Annotated in this window: 18 protein-coding genes and 1 pseudogene; 12 read left to right on the forward strand and 7 right to left on the reverse strand. The window is 57.9% G+C overall.

Going from position 1 to position 20,617, the window contains the following annotated elements; genetic code table 11:
• The first annotated feature begins 18 nt into the window (after positions 1–18).
• Positions 19–1,107: an ABC transporter ATP-binding protein gene (locus DPA2511_RS03605; RefSeq protein WP_012764331.1), complete on the forward strand. Its 1,089-nt coding sequence runs from the start codon at positions 19–21 to the stop codon at positions 1,105–1,107.
• A 297-nt stretch (positions 1,108–1,404) separates the two neighbouring features.
• Here DPA2511_RS03605 and DPA2511_RS03610 read toward each other — a convergent pair whose 3' ends face one another.
• The gene (locus DPA2511_RS03610; RefSeq protein ID WP_012764332.1) at positions 1,405–1,971 is read right to left on the reverse strand and encodes an LOG family protein; all 567 of its coding nucleotides are present in this window, start codon (positions 1,969–1,971) and stop codon (positions 1,405–1,407) included.
• A 376-nt stretch (positions 1,972–2,347) separates the two neighbouring features.
• Between DPA2511_RS03610 and DPA2511_RS03620 the strand changes: the two genes are divergently transcribed.
• Positions 2,348–2,554, forward strand: a complete 207-nt coding sequence (locus DPA2511_RS03620; RefSeq protein ID WP_023638147.1) for a hypothetical protein — start codon at positions 2,348–2,350, stop codon at positions 2,552–2,554.
• Positions 2,555–2,594: 40 nt separating this feature from the next.
• On the opposite strand, the gene DPA2511_RS03625 is transcribed toward DPA2511_RS03620, so the two are convergent.
• Genes DPA2511_RS03625 through DPA2511_RS03635 form a run of 3 tightly spaced genes read right to left on the reverse strand, consistent with a single transcriptional unit; the run spans position 2,595 to position 5,064 of the window.
• Positions 2,595–3,473 carry a metal ABC transporter substrate-binding protein gene (locus DPA2511_RS03625; RefSeq protein WP_012764333.1) on the reverse strand — a complete coding sequence of 293 codons (879 nt, stop codon included), beginning with the start codon at positions 3,471–3,473 and terminating at the stop codon, positions 2,595–2,597.
• Positions 3,474–3,508: 35 nt separating this feature from the next.
• Entirely contained in the window at positions 3,509–4,369 is an 861-nt protein-coding gene (locus tag DPA2511_RS03630; protein WP_012764334.1) for a metal ABC transporter permease, read from the reverse strand.
• On the reverse strand, positions 4,366–5,064 hold the full coding sequence (locus tag DPA2511_RS03635; protein ID WP_012764335.1) for a metal ABC transporter ATP-binding protein: 699 nt from the start codon (positions 5,062–5,064) through the stop codon (positions 4,366–4,368). The genes DPA2511_RS03630 and DPA2511_RS03635 overlap by 4 nt, the downstream gene beginning before the upstream one ends.
• A 393-nt stretch (positions 5,065–5,457) precedes the next feature.
• On the opposite strand from DPA2511_RS03635, the gene DPA2511_RS03645 reads away from it, so the two are divergent.
• Together DPA2511_RS03645 and DPA2511_RS03650 are read left to right on the forward strand one after the other, a co-directional pair.
• Positions 5,458–6,393 carry an extracellular solute-binding protein gene (locus tag DPA2511_RS03645; protein WP_012764337.1) on the forward strand — a complete coding sequence of 312 codons (936 nt, stop codon included), beginning with the start codon at positions 5,458–5,460 and terminating at the stop codon, positions 6,391–6,393.
• Between the two features lie 8 nt (positions 6,394–6,401).
• Complete coding sequence (locus DPA2511_RS03650; protein ID WP_012764338.1) at positions 6,402–7,157, forward strand: ABC transporter permease subunit; 756 nt, start codon at positions 6,402–6,404, stop codon at positions 7,155–7,157.
• Positions 7,158–7,169: 12 nt separating this feature from the next.
• On the opposite strand, the gene DPA2511_RS03655 is transcribed toward DPA2511_RS03650, so the two are convergent.
• From DPA2511_RS03655 to DPA2511_RS03665, 3 genes are read right to left on the reverse strand one after another with little or no spacing between them, the layout of a single operon-like run.
• Positions 7,170–8,063, reverse strand: a complete 894-nt coding sequence (locus DPA2511_RS03655) for a BadF/BadG/BcrA/BcrD ATPase family protein (RefSeq protein WP_012764339.1) — start codon at positions 8,061–8,063, stop codon at positions 7,170–7,172.
• Positions 8,060–8,608 (reverse strand): glucosamine kinase, encoded by a 549-nt coding sequence (locus DPA2511_RS03660; protein ID WP_012764340.1) that lies wholly within the window; start codon positions 8,606–8,608, stop codon positions 8,060–8,062. The genes DPA2511_RS03655 and DPA2511_RS03660 overlap by 4 nt, the downstream gene beginning before the upstream one ends.
• Before the next feature lie 2 nt (positions 8,609–8,610).
• Positions 8,611–9,921, reverse strand: coding sequence for an ABC transporter substrate-binding protein (locus DPA2511_RS03665; protein WP_012764341.1), 1,311 nt, complete (start codon positions 9,919–9,921; stop codon positions 8,611–8,613).
• 429 nt (positions 9,922–10,350) lie between these two features.
• Between DPA2511_RS03665 and DPA2511_RS03670 the strand changes: the two genes are divergently transcribed.
• The 8 genes and pseudogenes from DPA2511_RS03670 to DPA2511_RS22335 all read left to right on the forward strand — a co-directional run bounded on the left by DPA2511_RS03670 (position 10,351) and on the right by DPA2511_RS22335 (position 20,388).
• Positions 10,351–12,816 carry a hypothetical protein gene (locus DPA2511_RS03670; RefSeq protein WP_012764342.1) on the forward strand — a complete coding sequence of 822 codons (2,466 nt, stop codon included), beginning with the start codon at positions 10,351–10,353 and terminating at the stop codon, positions 12,814–12,816.
• A 1-nt stretch (position 12,817) separates the two neighbouring features.
• Positions 12,818–13,906, forward strand: coding sequence for a beta-galactosidase BglB (gene bglB, locus DPA2511_RS03675; RefSeq protein WP_012764343.1), 1,089 nt, complete (start codon positions 12,818–12,820; stop codon positions 13,904–13,906).
• Positions 13,907–13,917: 11 nt separating this feature from the next.
• Complete coding sequence (locus DPA2511_RS03680; protein ID WP_012764344.1) at positions 13,918–15,009, forward strand: ABC transporter ATP-binding protein; 1,092 nt, start codon at positions 13,918–13,920, stop codon at positions 15,007–15,009.
• Between the two features lie 200 nt (positions 15,010–15,209).
• Positions 15,210–15,875, forward strand: a pseudogene (locus tag DPA2511_RS24135) (carbohydrate ABC transporter permease); the annotation flags it as partial.
• Positions 15,876–16,043: 168 nt separating this feature from the next.
• The gene (locus DPA2511_RS24140) at positions 16,044–17,096 is read left to right on the forward strand and encodes a carbohydrate ABC transporter permease (protein WP_012764346.1); all 1,053 of its coding nucleotides are present in this window, start codon (positions 16,044–16,046) and stop codon (positions 17,094–17,096) included.
• Positions 17,096–18,127, forward strand: a complete 1,032-nt coding sequence (locus DPA2511_RS03695; RefSeq protein WP_023638148.1) for a LacI family DNA-binding transcriptional regulator — start codon at positions 17,096–17,098, stop codon at positions 18,125–18,127. Before DPA2511_RS24140 ends, DPA2511_RS03695 begins: the two co-directional genes overlap by 1 nt.
• Positions 18,128–18,313: 186 nt before the next feature.
• Positions 18,314–19,852 (forward strand): hypothetical protein, encoded by a 1,539-nt coding sequence (locus DPA2511_RS03700; RefSeq protein WP_012764348.1) that lies wholly within the window; start codon positions 18,314–18,316, stop codon positions 19,850–19,852.
• 116 nt (positions 19,853–19,968) lie between these two features.
• Positions 19,969–20,388: a hypothetical protein gene (locus tag DPA2511_RS22335; RefSeq protein WP_155961683.1), complete on the forward strand. Its 420-nt coding sequence runs from the start codon at positions 19,969–19,971 to the stop codon at positions 20,386–20,388.
• Positions 20,389–20,617: the final 229 nt, after the last annotated feature.

A 20,617-nucleotide genomic window follows, 5' to 3' on the forward strand; every position in this document is an offset into this window, starting at 1 on the left:
AGCATACTGGGGAGTGCTATGGGTTCTGTCATTCTGAAAAACGTCAGCAAGTCTTTTGACGGTACAAACATTATTCGCGACGTGTCGCTGGAGATTCCCGACGGCAAGTTCTGCGTGCTGGTAGGGCCGAGCGGCTGCGGCAAGTCTACGTTGCTGCGGTTGATCGCCGGTCTGGAGGAGGTGACTGCCGGGCAGGTGTTCATCAACGATCAGGACGTGACGGATCACGAGCCCAAGCTGCGGGATATCGCCATGGTATTCCAGAGCTACGCCTTGTATCCGCAGATGACGGTGCGGGAAAACATGGGGTTCGCCCTGAAGCTGGCCGGGGTGCCGAAGGCGCAAATCGCCGTTAAGGTGGACGACGTGGCGACGCTGTTGGGGCTGGAAAAACTGCTGGATCGTCTGCCGAAGGAGTTGTCCGGCGGGCAGCGCCAGCGCGTGGCGATGGGGCGGGCCATTGTGCGTAATCCGCAGGTGTTTCTGTTCGACGAACCGCTCTCCAACCTGGACGCCAAACTGCGTAACCAGGTGCGGGCGGAGATCCGCGAGCTGCATCAGCGCCTGCACACCACCTCGGTATACGTCACGCACGACCAGATCGAAGCCATGACCATGGGTGAGATGATCGTGGTACTACGCGACGGCGTGATCGAGCAGGTGGGAACGCCGCTGACGCTTTACGATCGTCCGGCCAACCGCTTTGTGGCCGGGTTTATCGGTTCGCCGGAAATCAACCAGCTTTCCGGCTGGGCGGTGGAACATGATGGCCGTCTGATGTTGCAACTGGACGAGCAAACGCGCGTGCCGGTACCGGACAGCGTGCAGGTCAGCGCCGGTCAGCAGATTGTTTACGCGGTGCGGCCGGAGCAGTTCGAACTGGTGACGGAAGCGGAGGGCGCTATCGCGGTGCAGGTGGACGTGATCGAAAACACCGGCAGCGACGTGCACATCTTTTGTCAACTGAGCGACCGCCGTCGTCTCACCGTCAGCCAGAAACAGCGCGTGGCGTTACAGGCAAGCGAACGGATCTTCCTGCGGCCGAAAGCCGGCGCGGTGCACATTTTCGATCAAGCCAGCGGCAAGCGCCTGAATCAGGATGGCTGAGGGCCCGGTGTCGGGGTTGGATGGAATGCAGGAAGGCGTTTGAGAGTGTGGCCTGAAGCGCAGGAGCATCTTGTCGGGGGCGGTGGTGCATCACGGCGTATTGGGGCTCAACCCCGGTGGTGTGTCCCGGACTGGCGGTGATATCGCACTGGCGTGCCGCCACACATGATGGCGACGCGGTGCGTGATGCGGTGCAGTAACGCCTGCCGTTGTGGCGAAAACGCAGGGGGAGGTGCCCGGAGGGATGCCTCACCTCTGCGGTTGGCGGCGCATTCACGAGTTAAGCGTGGGCCTGGTCTAGCGCCCCCATTTTGCCTGCGGCGGTACGTAATCCAGCGCTTGCGCCAGTACGGCTTCTTTGCTGTCGGTGACGATCAGCATATCGAGGTAGTCTTTTTTCATGAAACCGTCCGTCACCACGCGCCGGACGAACTCGATAAACGTGTCGTAGTAGCCGTTGACGTTGAACAGAATGCAGGGTTTGGGATGAATGCCCAACTGCGCCCAGGTCCATTGTTCGATGATTTCCTCCAGCGTGCCGGCGCCGCCCGGCAACGCGATAAACGCATCCGACAGCTCGGCCATTTTCGCTTTGCGTTCGTGCATATCGGCGGTGATCACCAGCTCGGTCAACCCCGTGTGGGCGATCTCTTTATCCGCCAGATGCTGCGGAATGACGCCGATCACCGCGCCGCCATGTTGTAGCGCGGTATCGGCCACCAGCCCCATCAGGCCGACCTTGCCGCCGCCGTAAACGATGCCGGCGTCTTTTTCCACCAGATAACGGATCAATTCGCTGGCCATGTGTTGATACGCCGGATCGTTGCCGGGTGCCGAGCCGCAAAATACACCGAATTTCAACATAGATTCCCTTTTCTCCAATAAAACCAAAACCACTGTGGTGAAGCGCCATGACGCCGGGCCGCCCGTCGATGAAAGGCTAGCGATTTCTCGGAACGGCGTCAGGACAAGGAACCACGATACGCGCCGCACGTTAAATTGACAGCGGTTTTTGGCGCAGCGTCCATGCCTGTCGGTGCAGCGTCTGAGACGGCGCGGCATGGTTGCGAACATTGCGCTTTTGCGCTTGCCCGTGCGGCCCGGCCGGTATGCACGGCATCACGCCGACGATACGGATAATGACGGGCGGCGCGTTGCCCGCGAACCGCTGCCGGTCACGCGCGGATTATAGGCGGTGTCGGTGAAATTGTGGTGACAGGAGGATGTCTTTGGCGCTGAGATGCCGACCATTCGTCCAATGTGGGCGTATGGCCGGCGCGGTGATGTCCCTGAGTGTCGGCGCGGCGTACCGCGTCAGCAAGGCCGCGGTTGGCTGACATCCGAGCCCGCTAACCGCTTGTCTGGCCGTGAGCGCCGGCCTGTTACCGGCGGCGCGCTTTATCGACGGGGTGATGACCTGTCGTCGGCGGGCGTCGGCATTCGCTGAGGACAGCGCTCTGTCGCAGCCCGCGCCCGTCACCGCTGGTTTATTGCATACTACCGGCGATGGCGTCGACGTTATGTTTGAAGGCCGCGGTGTAGGTGGCGGCCGGTCCGTTGCTATCGGTTAATGCTTCCGGGTAGAGCTCGCCGCCGGACTGCGCGCCGCTGGCGTCGGCGATCTGTTTCACCAACCGCGGATCGGTCTGGTTTTCGATAAAGTAGGTTTTAACGTGCTCCTGCTTAATCTGTTTGATCAGTTTGGCGACGGTCTGGCTGCTGGCTTCCGCTTCGGTGGAGTAGCCAATCGGCGACAGGAAATGTACGCCGTAAGCGGCGGCGAAATAGCCGAAAGCGTCGTGGCTGGTCAGCACTTTGCGCTTTTCTTTGGGGATGGCGGCAAAGGCTTTGACGGCGTAGTCATCCAGCTGTTGTAGCTGTTGGATGTAGCTGTCGCCTTGTTTACGGTAGTCCGCCGCGTGGTCTGGATCCGCTTTCGCCAGCGCGTCGACGATATTGCGGGCGTAGACGATGCCGTTTTTCATGCTGTTCCAGGCGTGGGGGTCGGTGACGGTTTTGCCGTCTTCTTCCATCTTCAGCGATTTGATGCCGTTGGAGGCGGTAAGCACGCTCCCTTTATAGCCGGACGCTTTCACCAGACGATTTAGCCAGCCTTCCAGCCCCAGACCGTTGACGACCACCAGATCCGCCTGCGCCAGCGTTTTGCTGTCTTTCGGCGTTGGCTCGAACTCGTGCGGATCGCCGTTGGGCGGTACCAGATCAGTCACCTGAACATGGTCGCCGCCGATCTGTTTCACCATGTCTCCCACTACGGAGAAACTCGCCACGACTTGCAGATCCTTTGCCATGGCCAGCGGGCTGAGCAGCAGGCTGGACAAGGCGATAACCAGAACAGAACGTTTCATTATTTTCCTCTCAATGTATGCCGATGCAGTGTGAATCAGGGTTGGCGGCGCGGGCGTAGCATGCCGCCGTTGACGCCGAACAGAACCGACAGGCCGAAAAACAGCGTGGCGGTGAGGATCACCGCCGGGCCGGCCGGCAGGTCGGCGTAATAGGACCAGAGCAGGCCGATAAGGCTGGCGGTACCGCCGGTGATGACAGCGACGGCCAGCATCGTCGGCAGGCGGCGAGTCCAGAAACGGGCGCAGGCGGCGGGCAGCATCATCACGCCCACCGCCATCAGCGTGCCCAGTAGCTGGAATCCGGCCACCAGATTGAGCACTACCAGCGCCAGAAATAGCGCATGGATTACGGTGCGGGTCGGTCGCGACAGAATTTTCAGAAAGGTCACGTCGAAGGATTCGATCACCAACCCACGGTAGATCAGCGCCAGCGCCAGTACCGAGAACGATGCCGTCGCGCCGATGACGTACAGCGACGGCGCATCAATGGCGAGTATCGAGCCGAACAGCACATGCAACAGATCGACGCTGGAGCCGCGCAGCGAAACCAGTGTGACGCCAAGCGCCAGCGAACCCAGATAGAAGCCGGCGAAGCTGGCGTCCTCCTTCAATTCGGTATGGCGGCTGACCGCGCCGGACAGCATGGCGACCGCCAGACCGGCGATAAAACCGCCGATGCCCATCGCCACCAGCGACATGCCGGAAATCAGGTAGCCGATCGCGACGCCAGGCAGCACCGCGTGCGATAGCGCATCCCCCACCAGGCTCATGCGGCGCAGCAACAGAAAACATCCCAATGGCGCGGCGCTTAAGGTCAGCGCCAGGCAACCGACCAGCGCCCGGCGCATAAAACCGAAATCGTTGAACGGATCAGCCAACAGGTGAAACAGCATCATTGCACCACCCTCAACGGCACGGGCATCGGCGATGACGACGGCGGCAAGATCTGATGGCAATCCCCCCACTGATGTCCTTCCGGCGTGAGCTTCAGTACCCGTGGGAAGTGATGTTCCACCTGCGTCATGTCGTGCAGCACCGCCAGAATGGTGCGCCCCTGAGCGTGAAGTTGTTCGATGAGCGTCAATAGCGCGCGGGTGGTCTGGGCGTCGATGCCGGTAAAGGGTTCGTCCAGCAGGATGACGGGGGATTGCATCACCAGCAGACGCGCGAACAGAACGCGCTGCAATTGTCCGCCGGACAGGGTGCCGATCGAGGCGTGGACGGCATCCGCCATGCCGACGTTCTCCAGCGCTTGCCGCGCCTTTTGTCGCCACTGGCCGCTGATGCGCCCGAAGAGGCCGCAATGCGGCAGGCTGCCCATCAGCACCAGGTCGCCGACGTTGAGCGGAAACTGACGATCGAACTCGGTCAATTGCGGCAGGTAGCCCAACTGGCGGCGAACGTCGGGCGCCATGCAGAAGTGTCCCGCCAGCGGCGGCAACAGGCCGGCCAGTGTTTTCAGCAGGGTGGATTTTCCTGTGCCGTTGGCGCCGATGATGGCGGTCAGCGAACCCGGCTCAAAGCAGCCGTCGATCGTACCCAGCGCCGACTGGCCCTGATAACCGAATGAGAGCGAATGCAACGCGATCATGCCAGCGCCGCCGCCCATACGATCAGGAACCATAACAACGCCAGCAGCGCGCCGATGAATAGCATGCGCCCCGGCGCAGAAAATGCATAAAGACTGAGCACGTCATTCTCCTTTTTGAATTGTTATAATATAACATAACATATTCTTGCCACCGGGGGAGAGGTAAAAAAATATTGCTGAATGGTTAAGACTGCTGATGGGTGATCAGGGCAGGTGGATGCCTGATTTTAGAATTTCTATTTGTATTTCAATTTGTTATATAATGTTAAACAGGGTGGGGAAGATACCGACAGTGAAAGATGCACATATTTTGTAGCATTTACCGGTTGAGTTTTCCGGAGGCGGGGAGGAACCTGCGCTGTGTCTTTTTTTATACAACGCATGGAATCGATAATGAAAATTACTATTAAATATCAACTGGCTGCCGTGGTTTTGGCGGCGTTGGTCGGGAGCAGCGCCGTACTGGCGCAGGATAAGATCCAATTGACCTACGCCGGCTCGATGGGGGTGGTGATGGACAAGGCGCTGGGCCCGACCTTCGCCCACAAGGAGAATCTGACGTATCAGGGGCAAGGGCAAGGGGCGTATGGGATGGCGCGTCTGCTGGCCAGCAAAAAAGTGGTGGCGGATGTGTTCGTTTCCATCACGCCGGGGCCGATGCAGATCCTGAAGGATGCCGGGTTGATTGATGACGCGGTGCCGGTCGCCAGTACCCGCATGGTGATCGCCTATAACCCGAAAAGCCCATTCGCCGCCAAATTGGCCGCCTCCGATGCGGCAAAAGACAGTAACTGGCTGACGGTGTTGCAGGACAAATCGCTGAAGTTCGGCCGTACCGACCCGTATAACGACCCACAGGGGCAGAACATTATCTTTACCCTGCTGTTGGCGGAAAAATACTACCACCAGCCGGATGCAGCGAAAAAAGTGTTGGGCGAGGTGCAGAACCCGGCGCAGGTATTTATGGAAGGCGGCCTGTTGACCCGTCTGGAATCCGGCCAGATCGACGCCACGTCCGGCTATGAAAGCGCGGTACGCTCCGCCAAATTGCCGTATGTCACGCTGCCGGACGAAATCAACCTCAGCAACCCCACCATGTCGACGCAGTGGTACGACACCGTCAGTTTTACCATCAAGGACAGCGCCGGTAAGGATCAGGTGTTGCACACCCAGCCGTTGGTGTTCTACGCGGCGGTGCTGAAGAACGCGCCCAATGCGAAAGAGGGGCGCAAGTTCATCGACTTCATGCTGAGTCAGGAAGGCCGGGGGCTGTTCAGCCAGAACGGCTATGACGTGCCGAAAGGCAGCGCGCTCTACGCCGGGAAATAATTCCCCGTATGGCGCGTTGGTTGATGCTGCCGGCGCTGCTGTTGCTGGCGGTACCGTTCGTTACCTTGTTGGGGATTACGCCGTGGCGGCACTTCCGGCTGGCCTGGGGGGATGACGGGGCGATTGCCGTTTCCGTCGGCCTCGGGCTGGTGGCGATCCTGCTGGTGGTGGCGCTGGGGTTGCCGACCGCGCTGTGGTTGTCGCGGGCGCAGGGGCGGCGCCGCTGGCTGGTGGAATTGCTGGTGACGATCCCGTTGCTGACGCCGCCGCTGGCGATGGGGATCGTACTGGTATCCAGTTACGGGCCGTACAGCCCTCTCGGCAGTTTGCTATCCCGCGCCGGGGTGGCGCTGGTGAATAACCCGGCGGCGTTCGTGGTGGCGCAGGTATACGGCGCGCTGCCCTATTTTATTACCTCCGCCCGTTCCGCATTCGCCGGTATCCCGCTGACAGTGGATGAGGCCGGGCGCATTCTCGGCGCCACGGCCTGGCAACGGCTGATCCACTTGACGCTGCCGTTGGCCGCGCCGGGACTGGCGGCGGCGGTCGCCATCGCCTGGGTGCGGGCGGTGGGGGAATTCGGCATCGTGATGATTTTTGCCTATTTCCCTCAGGGGATCCCGGTGAAGCTGTACGTCAATCTGCAAAATGACGGCGTGGATGCGGTCTATGCGCTGGTGTGGCTGTTACTGGCGATCGCGCTGCCGTTGCCGTTGTTGTGCTTCGGCTGGGCGGCGAAGAAAAATGCCCACGGCGATGCCTGAAACGGACGGGCTTCAGTACGACTGCATCTGGGGATAAAGCGCGTAGCGATGGTGAGCAATCAAGCGCGCGCCATCCAGCGCGTCGCCGGACGGGGGCGACAACGTTTGCTGCCATTCCGGCGTTAGCCAGGGGCGGATATGCAGGCCGATGCTGCCCATCAGCGACAGCCGCGGCAACCCGTGGCGCGCCACGGCGGCCAGCAGCAATTCGACGTCGCGGGCCGTGCGCTCCAGCAGTTGGCGGGCGACGGCGTCGCCCTGACGGGCGCAGTCGAACACGATTGGCGCAAAACGGGCATATTCTCCCGGTCTGGCATTGGCCAGCCAGCGTTGTTGTGCGTCGGCTTCATTCTCGAACGGCAAGGTCAGCGATTGGCTGAGCGGAGAGGATGGCAACCAACCCTGATGAACGCCCCAGGCGTGTTGCAGCGCCGCCAGCCCAAGCCGTGCGCCGCTGCCCTGATCGGAAATGGGGAATTCGTGGCCGCCGTAGGCGGTGATGGTGCGCTGATGCCAGGCCAGCCCGCAGGAGCCGGTGCCGGCGATCACCACCCCGGCATCGTCCCCCTGATTGACCGCCAGACAGGCGCCGAGCGCATCCGTGTTCAGCACCTGCGCAGCGTAAGGGTGCGGCAGCGCCAGAAAAGCGTGATGGGCGCGCGGGTGCTCCGCGCCGGCCAGCGCCAGCCCGACATGCAGACGCGCGCAGTCCTGTTCCGACAGCCCGCTGTGTTTTAGCGCCAGCAGGATAGCGTCGTCAACGGCCTGACGCACGCCGTCGACACCCAGCAGCAGGTTGGCGCGCCCGCCGTTGCCGTGGCCCATGGGCGAGCCGTCGGCGCGGTAGATGCGCGCCCGGCAGCCGGTACCGCCGCCGTCCACGCCGGCGTACAGTTTTTCCGTCATGCGTGAGCCTCCCGGTTCAGATAGGGCAGGCAGGCTTGCGCCAGCGCGCCGCTGAGGCCGACTCTGGATGCCAGCGATGCGGGGACGGCCTGCGCCAGCGCCGCCAGTTCGTCGGCGCAGCGCATCAGCAGGGCGATGGCCAACGGATCCTGCGGTTGCGCCAGTACATCGGCGCTTAGCGCCGCATAGTCTGACGCCTGTGCCTGCTTCGACCAGTCCACCACCTGTTCGATGCTGCCGTCGAAACGGGCGAACAGCGCGTTGCCGAGCGGTGTCAGCGATTTAATGCCTTCCACCGCCTGCAACATTTCCTGCACGCTCCACAACCCAAGCCGCGACAGGCTGGCCGGATCACCAATCGGGAACAGGCTGCCGCCCAGGCGTTGCAGTCGCCCTTGCTGCCAGCACAGCAACCGGGTATAGCACCCGGTCACGATGACGGCGTGCGCCTGCTCCGGCCATAACTGCTGGCAGATGTCGCTTTCCTTACGGCGATCGCAAGGCGTATCGCCGTCGATTGGAACGGGCGTAAACAGGTAGTTCATGGTTATGACTTTTTCTGCTGCTGCTGACGGTTGGCGGCAATCGTCTCGTTCAGGCGTTTGACGTCGTTTTCGGTTAGGCGCAGGTACTCGTCGAACGACACTTGATTGTTCAGGTATTGGGTAAAGCGGGTCAGGATAATCGGGTACAGCTCGTTGCCGCCCAGACTTTCCATTTTCTCCCAGTCGAAGACGTAGGCCGGAATCTTGGCGATTTCGGTGCGAGCGGTGTTCAACCCATCGATAACGTGTTGATCTTTGGTCTGATAGTTCAGGTTGGGGATGTCGGCACCGACGATGATATTAAAGTGTTCGGCGATTTCACGTTGGATGGCATCGCTGCCCAGCCATTCCATGAATTCGGCCACTTCTTTCGGGTGTTTGCTGGTCTTGAACGGCATGATGAAGGTGGCGCCGCCCATGGAAATGCATTTTTCCTTGCAAGGCGCCGGCAGCATCTTCCAGTCGAAGCCGTTACCGATCTGTTTGCTGAACTGGTTCAACTGCCAGTTGCCGGAGAAGTAGGTGACGATGTTGCCGTTGACGAAGTCGTCCGCCATGCTCTTGTACTGCCCACCGCCGGCGGCGCCCCACATCTCACGCGGGAAAATGCCTTCATCCGACCAACGTTTCAGATCCTTGATCCAGGCTTGCGCGGCGGCGTCCGGGAAGGTGATTTTGCCGTCTTTTTCATAGCGAGTGCCGTAGGAATAAGCCGGGCCGGAGAAACGAAAACCGCTGCGGTCGATGGTGAACGGGATCGCGACGCCGGTTTTCTCCGCCACTTGCTTCGAGGCCGCCATCAGCTGTTCCATGGTATAGCCCGCCTGCGGCACCGGTACGCCGGCCTGCTGGAACAGTGTGATATTGATAAACGGCAGGTCGGCAGTCCAGGACGCGACGAACCCCGGCAGCGCGTTGTCTTTGTGTACCCCTTTCACCCGCATGATTTTCTCAATGCTGGCGCCATAGCGTTTTTCAAAGCTGGCCGGGTCAGACAAATAGGGACGTAAATCCAGTGTGTAGGAGAGCAACCCCATTTGAGTGGTTTTGGCGATATCCGGCCCCAGCCCGGCGGCTAATTGCATCGGCAACTGGGTTTGCAGCGCGTTGTAGCCGGTGCTGACGAAATTCACGTCGATATGATCGTTATTTTGCGAGAACGATTTCACTTTCTGTTCCATGAAATGAACCAGTTCCGGATCGTCGTCGCTATATAAGAAAGTGATCTGTGTTTTTGCCGCCATGACACTGCTGCTGGCAAGGGCGCCCAGCATGATGAATGAAGAAAACAGAGCGTGCTTATAACGGTTCATAGGAATCTTCCATTTCATTTTCATTATGAGTGGTGCCATTTCTGGATATTTCGCCCGGCATATTATGCATTAATGCAAATTTGCATTGATACGGTTATTCAGCAATGGATGATGAACAAAAATGGCCGTCGTTTTTGTGAGGCACTTTAAATATATTTCAGCGAATCCCGGAGTCAACGCCTTTGTGTGATAAGAATCTCATATTGTTGATGCGAAAATTTACTCTATGATGCAAATAATAGATGTTAAGTGGAAATTATTTCTTTAATGCAAAATTTGCATCAATGTATCAAGGACTTCGGCGGCGACGCGATAAAATTGCATTGCGCCAGATATAACAGCGTAGCGCGATGAGTGCGTCGGTTAATTCTGTCATCAGTTTATTTTATTGAATTAATTCATTCGTCTTCGTGGTAACAAGGATTACCTATGAATATCGGTTGGGTGTTAAAACCAAATAACGTTATTAATCGCTTTATGATTACCCGGCTGGAAGAAAAATATTATCCCGCCGAGCCGGATACCTTGCCGGATAACGTCAATTATCAATTCATCAATGGGTTCGTTGATGTGGGGGATTTGCCTTGTCGGGTGCGTTTCTGGCGGGAAACCGCGCCGCGCGACGTGGCCTTGCCGGAGACATTGCAGTTTGACGCATTGTGGAGCGGCGGCGATGAGAGCCAAAGCGTTAGCTTCAGCGATTTTTGGCCTTGTCCGACGCATGTGCAGCGTTATGCCCGCTGTTTCGTGCATAGCGATAGTTTGCAACAGGCGCCATTCCGGCTGACCACCTGCGGCGGTGTCACCGTCTGGCTGAATGGCGGCCGGGTGGCGCGTTTTACGCCGTTCAGCCGTAATCGGGAGCAGTCCTGTGAGCTGACGCTGCCGCTGCAACGGGGGCTCAATACGCTGGTGGTGCATGCGGAAGAGCTGTGCGAGCGTGACACCGATTTTCTGTTCAGCCTTCGTTATCTGGGCGAGACGCCGCTCCGCTGGCAACTGACGCCGGATGAGGCCGCCAACGCACGCTGGGTGGCGCTGGAGCGCTGGATGAGCAGCCTGGCGCTGGTGGACAATTTGACGCTGGATCCCTCGCTGACGCTGAAAAGTACGATGCCGCTACTGGCGGCGGTCGAGATGTCGCACCGATTGATCTGTAACGTCAATGAATCAGTGCCGCCGTGGCGGCAGCGGATTACGCTGACGGCGGGCAATCAAGGTTGGCGGGTGGATCTGCCGCCGTCGTTGGTCGGTTATTACGATCTGGCGTGCAGCGCGGTGTGCGACGGCATTACGTTAAACCGCGTCATCAGCTTCGGCCGTCTGCCCCGGCAAACCTTGCCGCCGCTGCCCGCGCTGGCGGCGCGACGCGACTATCTGCTGCGCCATGCCGCCCGCCACGGTTTCGAACGTATCGGTCGGGTATTGGCGATTTTTGCTACCGGCGAGGGAGAAGAGGCGCTTGCGCCGATCCTCAATCAGGCGTTGCACAAAATCAGCCGCCGTGAAGACTGCGCCGATTTTCAACTGGTGCCGCTGATCTGGCTGTGGCAGCGCTATCAGGGGCAGCGTCTGTCGCCGCCTGTCTGGCGGCGCGTGCGCAGCGCGATCCTCGGTTTTCGCTATTGGATCGACGAACCGGGCAACGACGCCATGTGGTTCTGGAGCGAAAACCATTGTCTGTGTTTCCATGTGGCCCAGTATCTGGCCGGGCAAAACTTCCCGGATGACGCCTTTGTTGGCAGCGGTCGCCGTGGTCGGGAGCAGCAAGCCATTGCCCGCCAGCGGTTGGATCGCTGGTTTGACGCCATTCTGGAACATGGCCTGGTGGAGTGGAATTCCGCCGCGTATTACCCGATCGATCTGATTGGTCTGGCGGCGCTGGCGGAGCTGGCGAGCGAGGCCGATCTGCGCGAACGTGCCCGCACCGTGATGGATCGCATTTTCCTGATGACCGCCTGGGTACACCAGAGCGGCGTGGCGGTCGGTACCATGGGGCGCGCCTACGACAAGGAGTTGCGCTCCGGCATGTTGACCGAGCTGTCCGGCCTGTGCGCGCTGATGTGGGGCGAAGGTTGGCTGATCCCACACTGCGCGGCGCTGCCGATGCTGTGTCTGAGCCAGTATCAGCCGCCGGCGGAAACCGCCGATATCGCCCACTGGCGCGCGCCGCAGGGCGAGGAAGCGCGCTGGGTGCAAGGGCTGGGGCGCAGTGCGCGCATCATCGCCTGGAAACAGCCGGATGTCGCGTTTTCCTCCGTTTTCGACCATCACCCCGGCCAGCCGGGGCACCAGCAGCACCTGCTGGATATTCGGCTGGGCAGCCATTACGCCGCCCGGCTGTGGGTCAACCATCCGGGCGAAGACCGCCCGGACGGCGTACACCGTCCTTCCTATTGGGCCGGCAATGGCCGCCTGCCGCATGTGATGCAGCACCGCAATCGCGCCTGGATGATTTTTGATTTGCAGGACGATCCTCGTCGTTGGACACATCTTTATCTGCCGCGCACCGCGTTGGATGAGGTAGTGGTGGACGGCGGCTGGTGCTTTGTGCGCGGCGGCAACGGTTATGCGGCGTTGCATAACCCGGCGGGATTGCAGTCCGTTACGCCGCAAGGCGGGCAACCAAACAGCGAATTACGCGCCGACGGCGCGCGTAATGTCTGGTTCATCGCGGTGGACAGCGGTGACGGCGCGGCCGGTTTCCCGGCGTTTATGGCGCGCTGGCATGATCGCCGGGCGGAAACCGAGCCCGACGGCGCGGTGCAATTCGATGATCCGGATTATGGGCTGATGGCTTGGCGTCCTGAGCAGGGTTTCTCTATTCATCAACAGCCTTTTGTGTTTCCCGATGAGATATCGGTGATCCCCAGACGTAGCGAGGAGAGCAGGTAACATGACAGTACAACTCAGCAGGCAGCAGACCGACGCCTTACTGGATAAGGTCGCGCTGGCGTTCTGCCGACTGAAGGCCATCGACAGCGTCACGACGGACGCATCGCAGAGCGATGGCTTGACTATCCAGTTTGAAGAGTGGGATTGGGAAGTCGGCGTCGGACTGTACGGTTTCTGGAAACTGGCGCGGCTGCGTCAAGACGACGCCATGCTGGCGGCGCTGGAACAGTGGTACGAACAGAAACTGCAGGCAGGGCTGCCGCCGCGGCAGATCAATTCCACCGCGCCGATGTTGGTGCTGGCGCTGTTGTGTCGCGATAACCCGCGTCCACACTGGCTGGCGGCGGTGACGGAATGGGCGGACTGGCTGCTGACGTCGCTGCCGAAGACCGAGGACGGCGGCTTTCAGCATACGGTGAAGGAGCGCCCCAACACCGGGCAACTGTGGGACGACACGCTGTTCATGGCCGGGCTGTTTCTGGTGGTGGCCGCCGGCGTACTCAAACGCCGCGATTTGCAGGACGAGGCGGAGTACCAGGTGCTGACCCATGCCCGCTATCTGGCGGATGCCGCCACCGGGCTGTGGTATCACGGCTGGACGTTTATCGGCCGTCATCATTATGCCGGGGCGTTCTGGGGGCGCGGCAACGCCTGGATTACGCTGGTGTTGCCGGAGATGTGCGGCCTGGCGGATATGCTGTTATCGACGCCGGTGCGCCGCACGCTGGAGGCGATTCTGGAACAGCAGACCCGCACGCTGGCGCGTTGTCAGCACGCATCCGGGTTGTGGCATACGCTGCTTAACGACCCGGATTCTCCGCTGGAAACCTCCGCCAGCGCGGGTTTCGTCGCCGGTATTCTGACCGCGCGCCAGATGGGCATGCTGAACGATTTTCCGCAGGACGTATTGGAGAAAGGCCTGGCGGCGGTGGTGGCGCAGATTGACGAGCAGGGTGTCGTGCAAGGCGTGTCGGACGGCACGGCGATGGGGCACGACCTGCAGTTTTACCATGACATTCCCAATGTCGCCGTGCCATACGGCCAGGCTTTGGCGATGCTGATGCTGCTGGCGCAGCGACATTCTGTTTGAGGTAGCGGGTAATGGCGACACTGGAACTGAACAACGTCCATAAAAATTATGGGGCGGTGAACATTATTAAAGGCGTGGATCTGGCGGTCCGCGATGGGGAATTCATGGTGTTTGTCGGCCCTTCGGGCTGCGGTAAATCCACCTTGCTGCGGATGATTGCCGGCCTGGAGGATATCTCGGCGGGCGACATGCTGATGAATGGGCAACGGGTCAACGAACTGACGCCGGCGGAGCGTAAAATCGCTATGGTGTTCCAGTCTTACGCGCTGTATCCGCACCTGTCGGTACGTAAGAATCTGGCGTTTGGCCTGGAGAACCTGCATTTTCCCAAAGACGAAATCGAACGCCGGATCGCCGAAGCGGCGCGCATGTTGGGGCTGGAGCCCTATCTGGATCGTAAACCGCGGGCGTTGTCCGGCGGCCAGCAGCAGCGTGTCGCCATCGGCCGCGCCATCGTGCGCGATCCGGATATCTTTCTGTTCGACGAACCCTTGTCCAACCTTGACGCCAAGTTACGGGTGCAGACCCGCGGTGAATTGACCCGTCTGCACCAGAAGTTGCGCACCACCATGATCTACGTCACCCACGATCAGGTGGAGGCGATGACCATGGCCCAGCGTATCGTGGTGCTCAATGCCGGGCGCATCGAGCAGGTAGGTACGCCGCTGGAATTGTTCAATCGGCCGAAGAACCGGTTTGTCGCCGGGTTTATCGGTTCGCCGCGTATGAATATGTTCCGCGTCAGCATCAGCACTGCGTCGGCGCAAGAGGTCGTGGTACGTTGCCCGTCCGGCAATGCGTTGCACTTGCCGTTTCGCGGCGAAGAGGGACGGGAGGCGGATCTGGGGATTCGTCCCTCTCACTGTGAACTGGTGGCGGAGGGCGAAGGGTTGGCGATGTGTATCGACCGCTGTGAAATGATGGGGCATGAAACCTTTATCTATGGCCGTTGCGCCGGGATTGACGACGAGCTGATCGTGCATTTATCGGGGCACCGTGAGTTCAGCGCCGGCGAACAGGTGTTTGTGCGGTTCCCGGCAGCGTTTTGTCATCTGTTTGATGCCGACAGCGGTGAAGCCTTGCCGCGCCTGTCTGACCACTGAGTTTGCGACGGAGCTCTGCCATGACGAGAAAACCTCTGATCAACGCCGGTTCGTCGTTGATGGAAACCCTAGTGACCCCGGTGGAGAAGTCGGTCAACCTGCTGCAGAAAGTGGGCGGCCGCCGGGTGATGCCGTGGTTTTTTATTGCGCCGAATATGCTGCTATTTGCGGTGTTCGTGTTTATTCCGATTCTGCTGGCGATGTGCTACGCCTTTACCGGCGGCACCAATATTCTGCTGTGGGATCGGCCCTATGTCGGCCTGCAAAACTTCGCCACCCTGCTGCGCTGCGATAATTATGCCGTTCCTGCCAGTTGCGAACAGGATCTGTTTTGGACTGGCGTTTATAACACGGTTTCGTTCAGCGTCTTTAATGTGACGTTCACGCTTGGCGTCGCGTTGGTGACGGCGCTGATCCTCAACCGCAAGATCATCGCCCGCGGTTTTTTCCGCGCCATCTTCTTCTACCCGGTGTTGCTTTCGCCGGTGGTGGTCGGGCTGGTGTGGCAGTGGTTTCTCAACCGTAACGGTTTGCTGAATCTGGCGCTGTCGTCGCTGGGCGGGCAGCCGATCACTTTTTTGCTGGAGCCGTCGCTGGCGCGTTTCTGGGTGGTGTTTGTGTCGGTATGGTTTCACGTCGGCTTTTATACCCTGATCCTGCTGGCCGGGTTGCAAGCCATTCCGCGTGATATCTATGAAGCGGCCGCAGTGGATGGCACCTCGCGCTGGCGCTGTTTTTACCAGCTGACGCTGCCGCTGTTGGCGCCGAATATCCTGGTGGTGGTGATTCTGCTGACCATCCAAAGCGTGCAAATTTTTGATGAGGCCTGGGTGTTGACCAACGGCGGCGGGCCGGGCACCGCCAACAATTTTATCGTGCAGTACATCTACCAGACGGCGTTTTTCGTCCAATGCGTCGTTGTATGGGCTGGCCTCGGCGGCGTCGATGCTGATGGGCGGCGTATTGATGCTGCTGACGGCGTTGCAGTTCCTGCTGACCCGCCGTCTGGAAGGGAAAAAATAACCGGAGCCCGCATGATGAAGATCATCACTTTTCTTACCCGCACCCGTTATCCGGGGCGGATCCATATCACCGATATTCTGAGCTGGGTGTGGCTGGTGGTCGGAACGTTGCTGGTGCTGATCCCGGTGATGTGGGCGGCGATGTCGTCTTTGAAGACGCCTGCGGAGATCAACCGTTTTCCGCCCAGTTTCCTGCCGCAGGCCGCCAGTACCGTCACGCTGCCGGACTACCCGAAGCCGCTGGAGTTGTGGCAGATGAAGCAGGAAGACGGCAGCGATAAAACGCTGGCGATGGTGCGGCGTATCGGCCTGATGGCGCAAATGGTGGATCCGAACGCGCCGCAGGAGGTTATCCGCGTACCGGTGAAGAACCTGTCGGCGATAAAATCGCTGCATCTGGAAACCGACAACTACACCACGCCGATGTCGAAGTTTCATTTCGCCACCTACCTGAAAAACACCGTGTTCGTCACGGTGGTGGCGACGCTGCTGACGCTGTTGCTCAGTTCGATGGCGGCCTTTGCGCTGGCTAAATATGAGTTTCGCGGACGCGGTACGGTGCTGACGCTGTTTCTGTCTACCATGATGATCCCGCTGTCGGTGGTGATGGTGCCCACGTTTCTGGTGGTGATCGGTCTGCATATGGGGGACAACCTGTGGGGAGTGATCATTCCCACTGTGGCGACGCCCACGGGCGTATTTTTGCTGCGGCAATACATGCTGACTATCCCCGATGAGTTGATCGAGGCCGCGCGCATCGACGCCGCCAGCGAGTTTCGCATTTACTGGAAAATCATCCTGCCGCTCACCGCGCCGGCGTTGGCGGTGCTGGCGATTTTCTCGGTGATCTGGCGCTGGAATGATTTTCTGTGGCCGCTGATTGTGCTTTCCAGCCAGGATAATTTCACGCTGCAGATCGGCCTGAATGCATTTCAGGGGCAGTTCTCGGTGCAGTGGCATTACATCCTGGCCATGACCATGCTGTCGCTGTTGCCGGTGACGGCGGTATTCGTGTTCCTGCAGAAATACATCACCACCGGCATCGCTAATACAGGAATGAAATGATGGCTACGCTTAAGGACATCGCTGAACGCGCGGGGGTTTCAATCAGTACGGTATCGCGGGCGCTGAATGGCAGTGCGCCTATTAGCGCCAGAGTGCGTCAGCAGATCATGGCGATCGCTACCGAGCAGGGCTACCCGTTGCACAAGATGGATCGATCCGGCCCGGCGCCGGAGCCGCTGCGGCATGTGATTCTGGCGACGCCACGCAATCTGATGCTGGAGAGTGAGTACAATCTGGTGTCGCTGACGCTGATCAATCGCCTGAAAACCCTGTGCCAACAACGCAATATCCAACTCAGCCCGTTTGTGGGGGAGCACGATACCATCAATGAGCAGCAACTGTTGCAGACGCTGCAAGGCGGGCGGGAAAGCGGCATCCTGATCGTTAACGACGACCATCCCACGTTGCTGAACGTCGTGGCGGAAAGCGGCGTGCCTGCGGTGCTGATTAACGGTGAGGATCCGGAAATGCGCTTAAACAGCGTGATGCCTGCCAACTGTTATTCGGCGGCGCTGGCGACCCGTTACCTGATCGCGCAGGGGCACCGTCGAATTCTGCATTTAACCTGGCGTTCCCGTCTGACCATCCGTGAGCGGGAGCGCGGTTATCGCGATGCGCTGCAACAGGCGGGGATTGATGTCGATGAGGCGCTGATTCTGACGTTGCCGGATTTCCATCCCCGCACCGCGCGGGATGCGCTGCTGGAATGGCTGGCGCGTTATCCGGATCGTCAGGGCGTCAGCGCGATTTTCTGCGCGGCGGATAATCAGGCGCTGGGCGTGGTGGACGCGTTGTCTCGCCACAAGCTGCGCGTACCGGAGGATATCTCGGTGATGGGCATGGACGACATTCTGCCGCTCGATATGTTGCCGTTGTCGCTGACTACGGTGCACCTGCCGTTTGAGGAGATGGCGCGGGCCTCGTTACAACTGTTGACTCAACAAATGACGCCCACCCAGTCGCTCGGTATCACCCAGCGTATTGAACTGGCCGGCAGGCTGGTGGTGAGGGGATCGGTGAAAATGGCGTAGTGTATTTTTTTCGTTACTCCTTTCTTTTTACGAGGGCGTGTTACTGCGGCAATGCGCCCTCAATTCATTAACGCCGTCGCGCGTATTTTCCCGTTAATTCATCCGCGTATTATTCCTGTATCCATACCATCATCGGTAAATAAACCGGCAGAAGGCCGGCCCATTGTAACCGTGGAGTGATGAGCTATGGTCGATATTAAAAAGGAACTGGATACTTCGCTGAATGGTAAACGCATTTATATTCAGGTTATCGAGGGTGGCGGAACCGGCAATGAAGCCGCTGCATTTAGAATGGGGCGTTATCTGGAAAGTGTTTTTACAAATGTAGAGGTTCGTTATCTGATTGGTTTATTACCAGAGTCTTTGGCGCTAAATACGATTAAGAACAAAGAAGAACTGAAAGGAATTGTACTGGATGTTAATAAAACTACACTGGTGAAATTGAAAGCGCTCGGTGTGGATGAGGGTAAGGTGATAAAAAAATTGGGCGATCTTTCCAGTAATCGAGATTTTATTGTCTCCTGTTCAGCAGACGGCAATGAAAATAGTGCCATTACTGTCGAAAAGTTTCTGGAGAAAATAAAAGGTGCTTCCCTGGAGCAAGGGAAATATCTTGGTTTTATCAATCTGGAGCCTTTTGCCTGGCATAGCGAGTGCCGGTTTATTCGGTTCGCCGGCAAAACGTATTCACTTAATCTGCCCAAACTGGCGGATTACCCCGATCTGACAATATCAACGTCAACGGGTAGTTCGGCGGTCGGTTCATCCATTCTTTCCCTGCTTGGTAAATTAGATAAGCAAGTATGCGATGTCATGCTGATATATGGGTTGCACGCGTTATATGACTCGGAAGATGGCAGCGACATTGTGGACGAAGCCCACTGTTTTTGGATTGCACGGGCCTTTGCGGCATTGGCGCTTGGTGTTGCAGATTATGCAGTAAAGAGTAAAAAACATGCCGTTCTGCTCGCGCTGCACCCCAAAAATCAGTTTGATGAAAAATATATCGGCGTGACAGGGCGTAAGATCGTGATTTACGTCAGCAGAGGAAGACAGCCTGCGATAGATACCTCTCCTGGGACGATTCACTGTATTCCGATGAATTGCGTGTCAATGAGTGAGTTGGTGACGGAGATTATTAAAGCCAAAGCGCCTCAGTTGATCGTTTTGCGCAAAACGGATGATGTGAGCGTTACACCTGATGAATTCAGCCGACTGTTGGATATGACGACGTTGCCGACAGTGTCCGAAGGCGCCAATACTATCGGCCAGTTGTATGGTAAAGGGAAAACCTTTTTCACGATTGGGGCCGTGGAGCAGCAAGTCGTCAATATTAAGACTGAAATCGATGCCAGCAATAAATGGTACAATCTGGTTAATGAAAGCGTGGGTGTCGAAATTATTAAACAAGCTGAAATAACCTATTCGAGCGATGTTGTACTTAATGAACTGATCAATATCAAAAAAACATTTCTGTTTGCAGGGCGTTCTATTGCGGAATTATCCTATGAGTGTTGTGATAAAAAGGGAGAGTATAGCGCTAGCATGATTAATGCTGCCCAGATTATTACTAATTATCTCGGTTCTGATGAATGGATGCAATATGTTAAGGTCGTGGGTAAATTTAAAAAATCTTACCCTGACTATATCAGTAATCAGGTGTTGATGTCGTTTTGGCTATTATGCAGAGCGAGTAGTCAACAGGGTATTCTGAAAAAACTCTAAGTATTTTTATATCTGTATGGAGAGTGTCGCTCTGATAATTCATTGTCTGTGCTGAGACTATTTATTACGGTTTCATACTCTTCAGAATAGTCGTAACAACAAATGTGAAGAGGTTAATGATGTCAGTAAAAAATATATCGATTGGTATGGTGCTGTTTGTATTCTCGTCGATGACGTTGGCTGCCGGGCCAACGCCACAACAATGCCAGCAGGCGTTCAGGCTGGGTGGAAATACGGATGTCAACTTCAAGGATGTCACGCCCAATAACTGGAATAGTCAGTATTTGCCTGCCATTTGGGTGGATAACGGTGGCCATTTTCTATCGCGGATAAAAGAAAGCGCGCGCGGCGGGGCGGCGGGGATTTATACGCCGAGCGATTTAGAGAGTTTTGTTCGTTCCGGTAGCGTCATTAAAGGAGGGCAGACCGATCGCTGGATGATTAATAAGATCGAAGTAAAAAGCTATAGCGTTATTTTCGATATCAACCCGTCGAGCAAAAAAATGCGAGCTGGTGACGTTTTTGATCGCCGATAATAAGTAGTCGTTCCGCTATGCCATATCAGTTTGTTCCGGCAGGTCGTTACATTATGACGGCCTGCTGTTTTATAACGCGCGGCAATGCGAAATATCGGCCGAATAAAGATACGGTAAGTCGACCGCTCGGCCTATAATTATCCATCGGTATTTTCCTCTGTTGCTGCCTGAATCGAGAGGCACGACGGTAATGACTGTAAAATAGCGGGATAATCTATGGATCGTTATA

The organism is Musicola paradisiaca NCPPB 2511 (genome assembly GCF_000400505.1).
GTDB classification, from domain to species: domain Bacteria; phylum Pseudomonadota; class Gammaproteobacteria; order Enterobacterales; family Enterobacteriaceae; genus Musicola; species Musicola paradisiaca.

Bases quoted from the DNA above. Each gene is read 5' to 3' on its own strand.
- DPA2511_RS03605 (WP_012764331.1), top strand. From the start codon at position 19: ATGGGTTCTGTCATTCTGAAAAACGTCAGCAAGTCTTTTGACGGTACA.
- DPA2511_RS03610 (WP_012764332.1), bottom strand. From the start codon at position 1,971: ATGTTGAAATTCGGTGTATTTTGCGGCTCGGCACCCGGCAACGATCCG.
- DPA2511_RS03620 (WP_023638147.1), top strand. From the start codon at position 2,348: ATGCCGACCATTCGTCCAATGTGGGCGTATGGCCGGCGCGGTGATGTC.
- DPA2511_RS03625 (WP_012764333.1), bottom strand. From the start codon at position 3,473: ATGAAACGTTCTGTTCTGGTTATCGCCTTGTCCAGCCTGCTGCTCAGC.
- DPA2511_RS03630 (WP_012764334.1), bottom strand. From the start codon at position 4,369: ATGATGCTGTTTCACCTGTTGGCTGATCCGTTCAACGATTTCGGTTTT.
- DPA2511_RS03635 (WP_012764335.1), bottom strand. From the start codon at position 5,064: ATGATCGCGTTGCATTCGCTCTCATTCGGTTATCAGGGCCAGTCGGCG.
- DPA2511_RS03645 (WP_012764337.1), top strand. From the start codon at position 5,458: ATGAAAATTACTATTAAATATCAACTGGCTGCCGTGGTTTTGGCGGCG.
- DPA2511_RS03650 (WP_012764338.1), top strand. From the start codon at position 6,402: ATGGCGCGTTGGTTGATGCTGCCGGCGCTGCTGTTGCTGGCGGTACCG.
- DPA2511_RS03655 (WP_012764339.1), bottom strand. From the start codon at position 8,063: ATGACGGAAAAACTGTACGCCGGCGTGGACGGCGGCGGTACCGGCTGC.
- DPA2511_RS03660 (WP_012764340.1), bottom strand. From the start codon at position 8,608: ATGAACTACCTGTTTACGCCCGTTCCAATCGACGGCGATACGCCTTGC.
- DPA2511_RS03665 (WP_012764341.1), bottom strand. From the start codon at position 9,921: ATGAACCGTTATAAGCACGCTCTGTTTTCTTCATTCATCATGCTGGGC.
- DPA2511_RS03670 (WP_012764342.1), top strand. From the start codon at position 10,351: ATGAATATCGGTTGGGTGTTAAAACCAAATAACGTTATTAATCGCTTT.
- bglB (WP_012764343.1), top strand. From the start codon at position 12,818: ATGACAGTACAACTCAGCAGGCAGCAGACCGACGCCTTACTGGATAAG.
- DPA2511_RS03680 (WP_012764344.1), top strand. From the start codon at position 13,918: ATGGCGACACTGGAACTGAACAACGTCCATAAAAATTATGGGGCGGTG.
- DPA2511_RS24140 (WP_012764346.1), top strand. From the start codon at position 16,044: ATGATGAAGATCATCACTTTTCTTACCCGCACCCGTTATCCGGGGCGG.
- DPA2511_RS03695 (WP_023638148.1), top strand. From the start codon at position 17,096: ATGGCTACGCTTAAGGACATCGCTGAACGCGCGGGGGTTTCAATCAGT.
- DPA2511_RS03700 (WP_012764348.1), top strand. From the start codon at position 18,314: ATGGTCGATATTAAAAAGGAACTGGATACTTCGCTGAATGGTAAACGC.
- DPA2511_RS22335 (WP_155961683.1), top strand. From the start codon at position 19,969: ATGATGTCAGTAAAAAATATATCGATTGGTATGGTGCTGTTTGTATTC.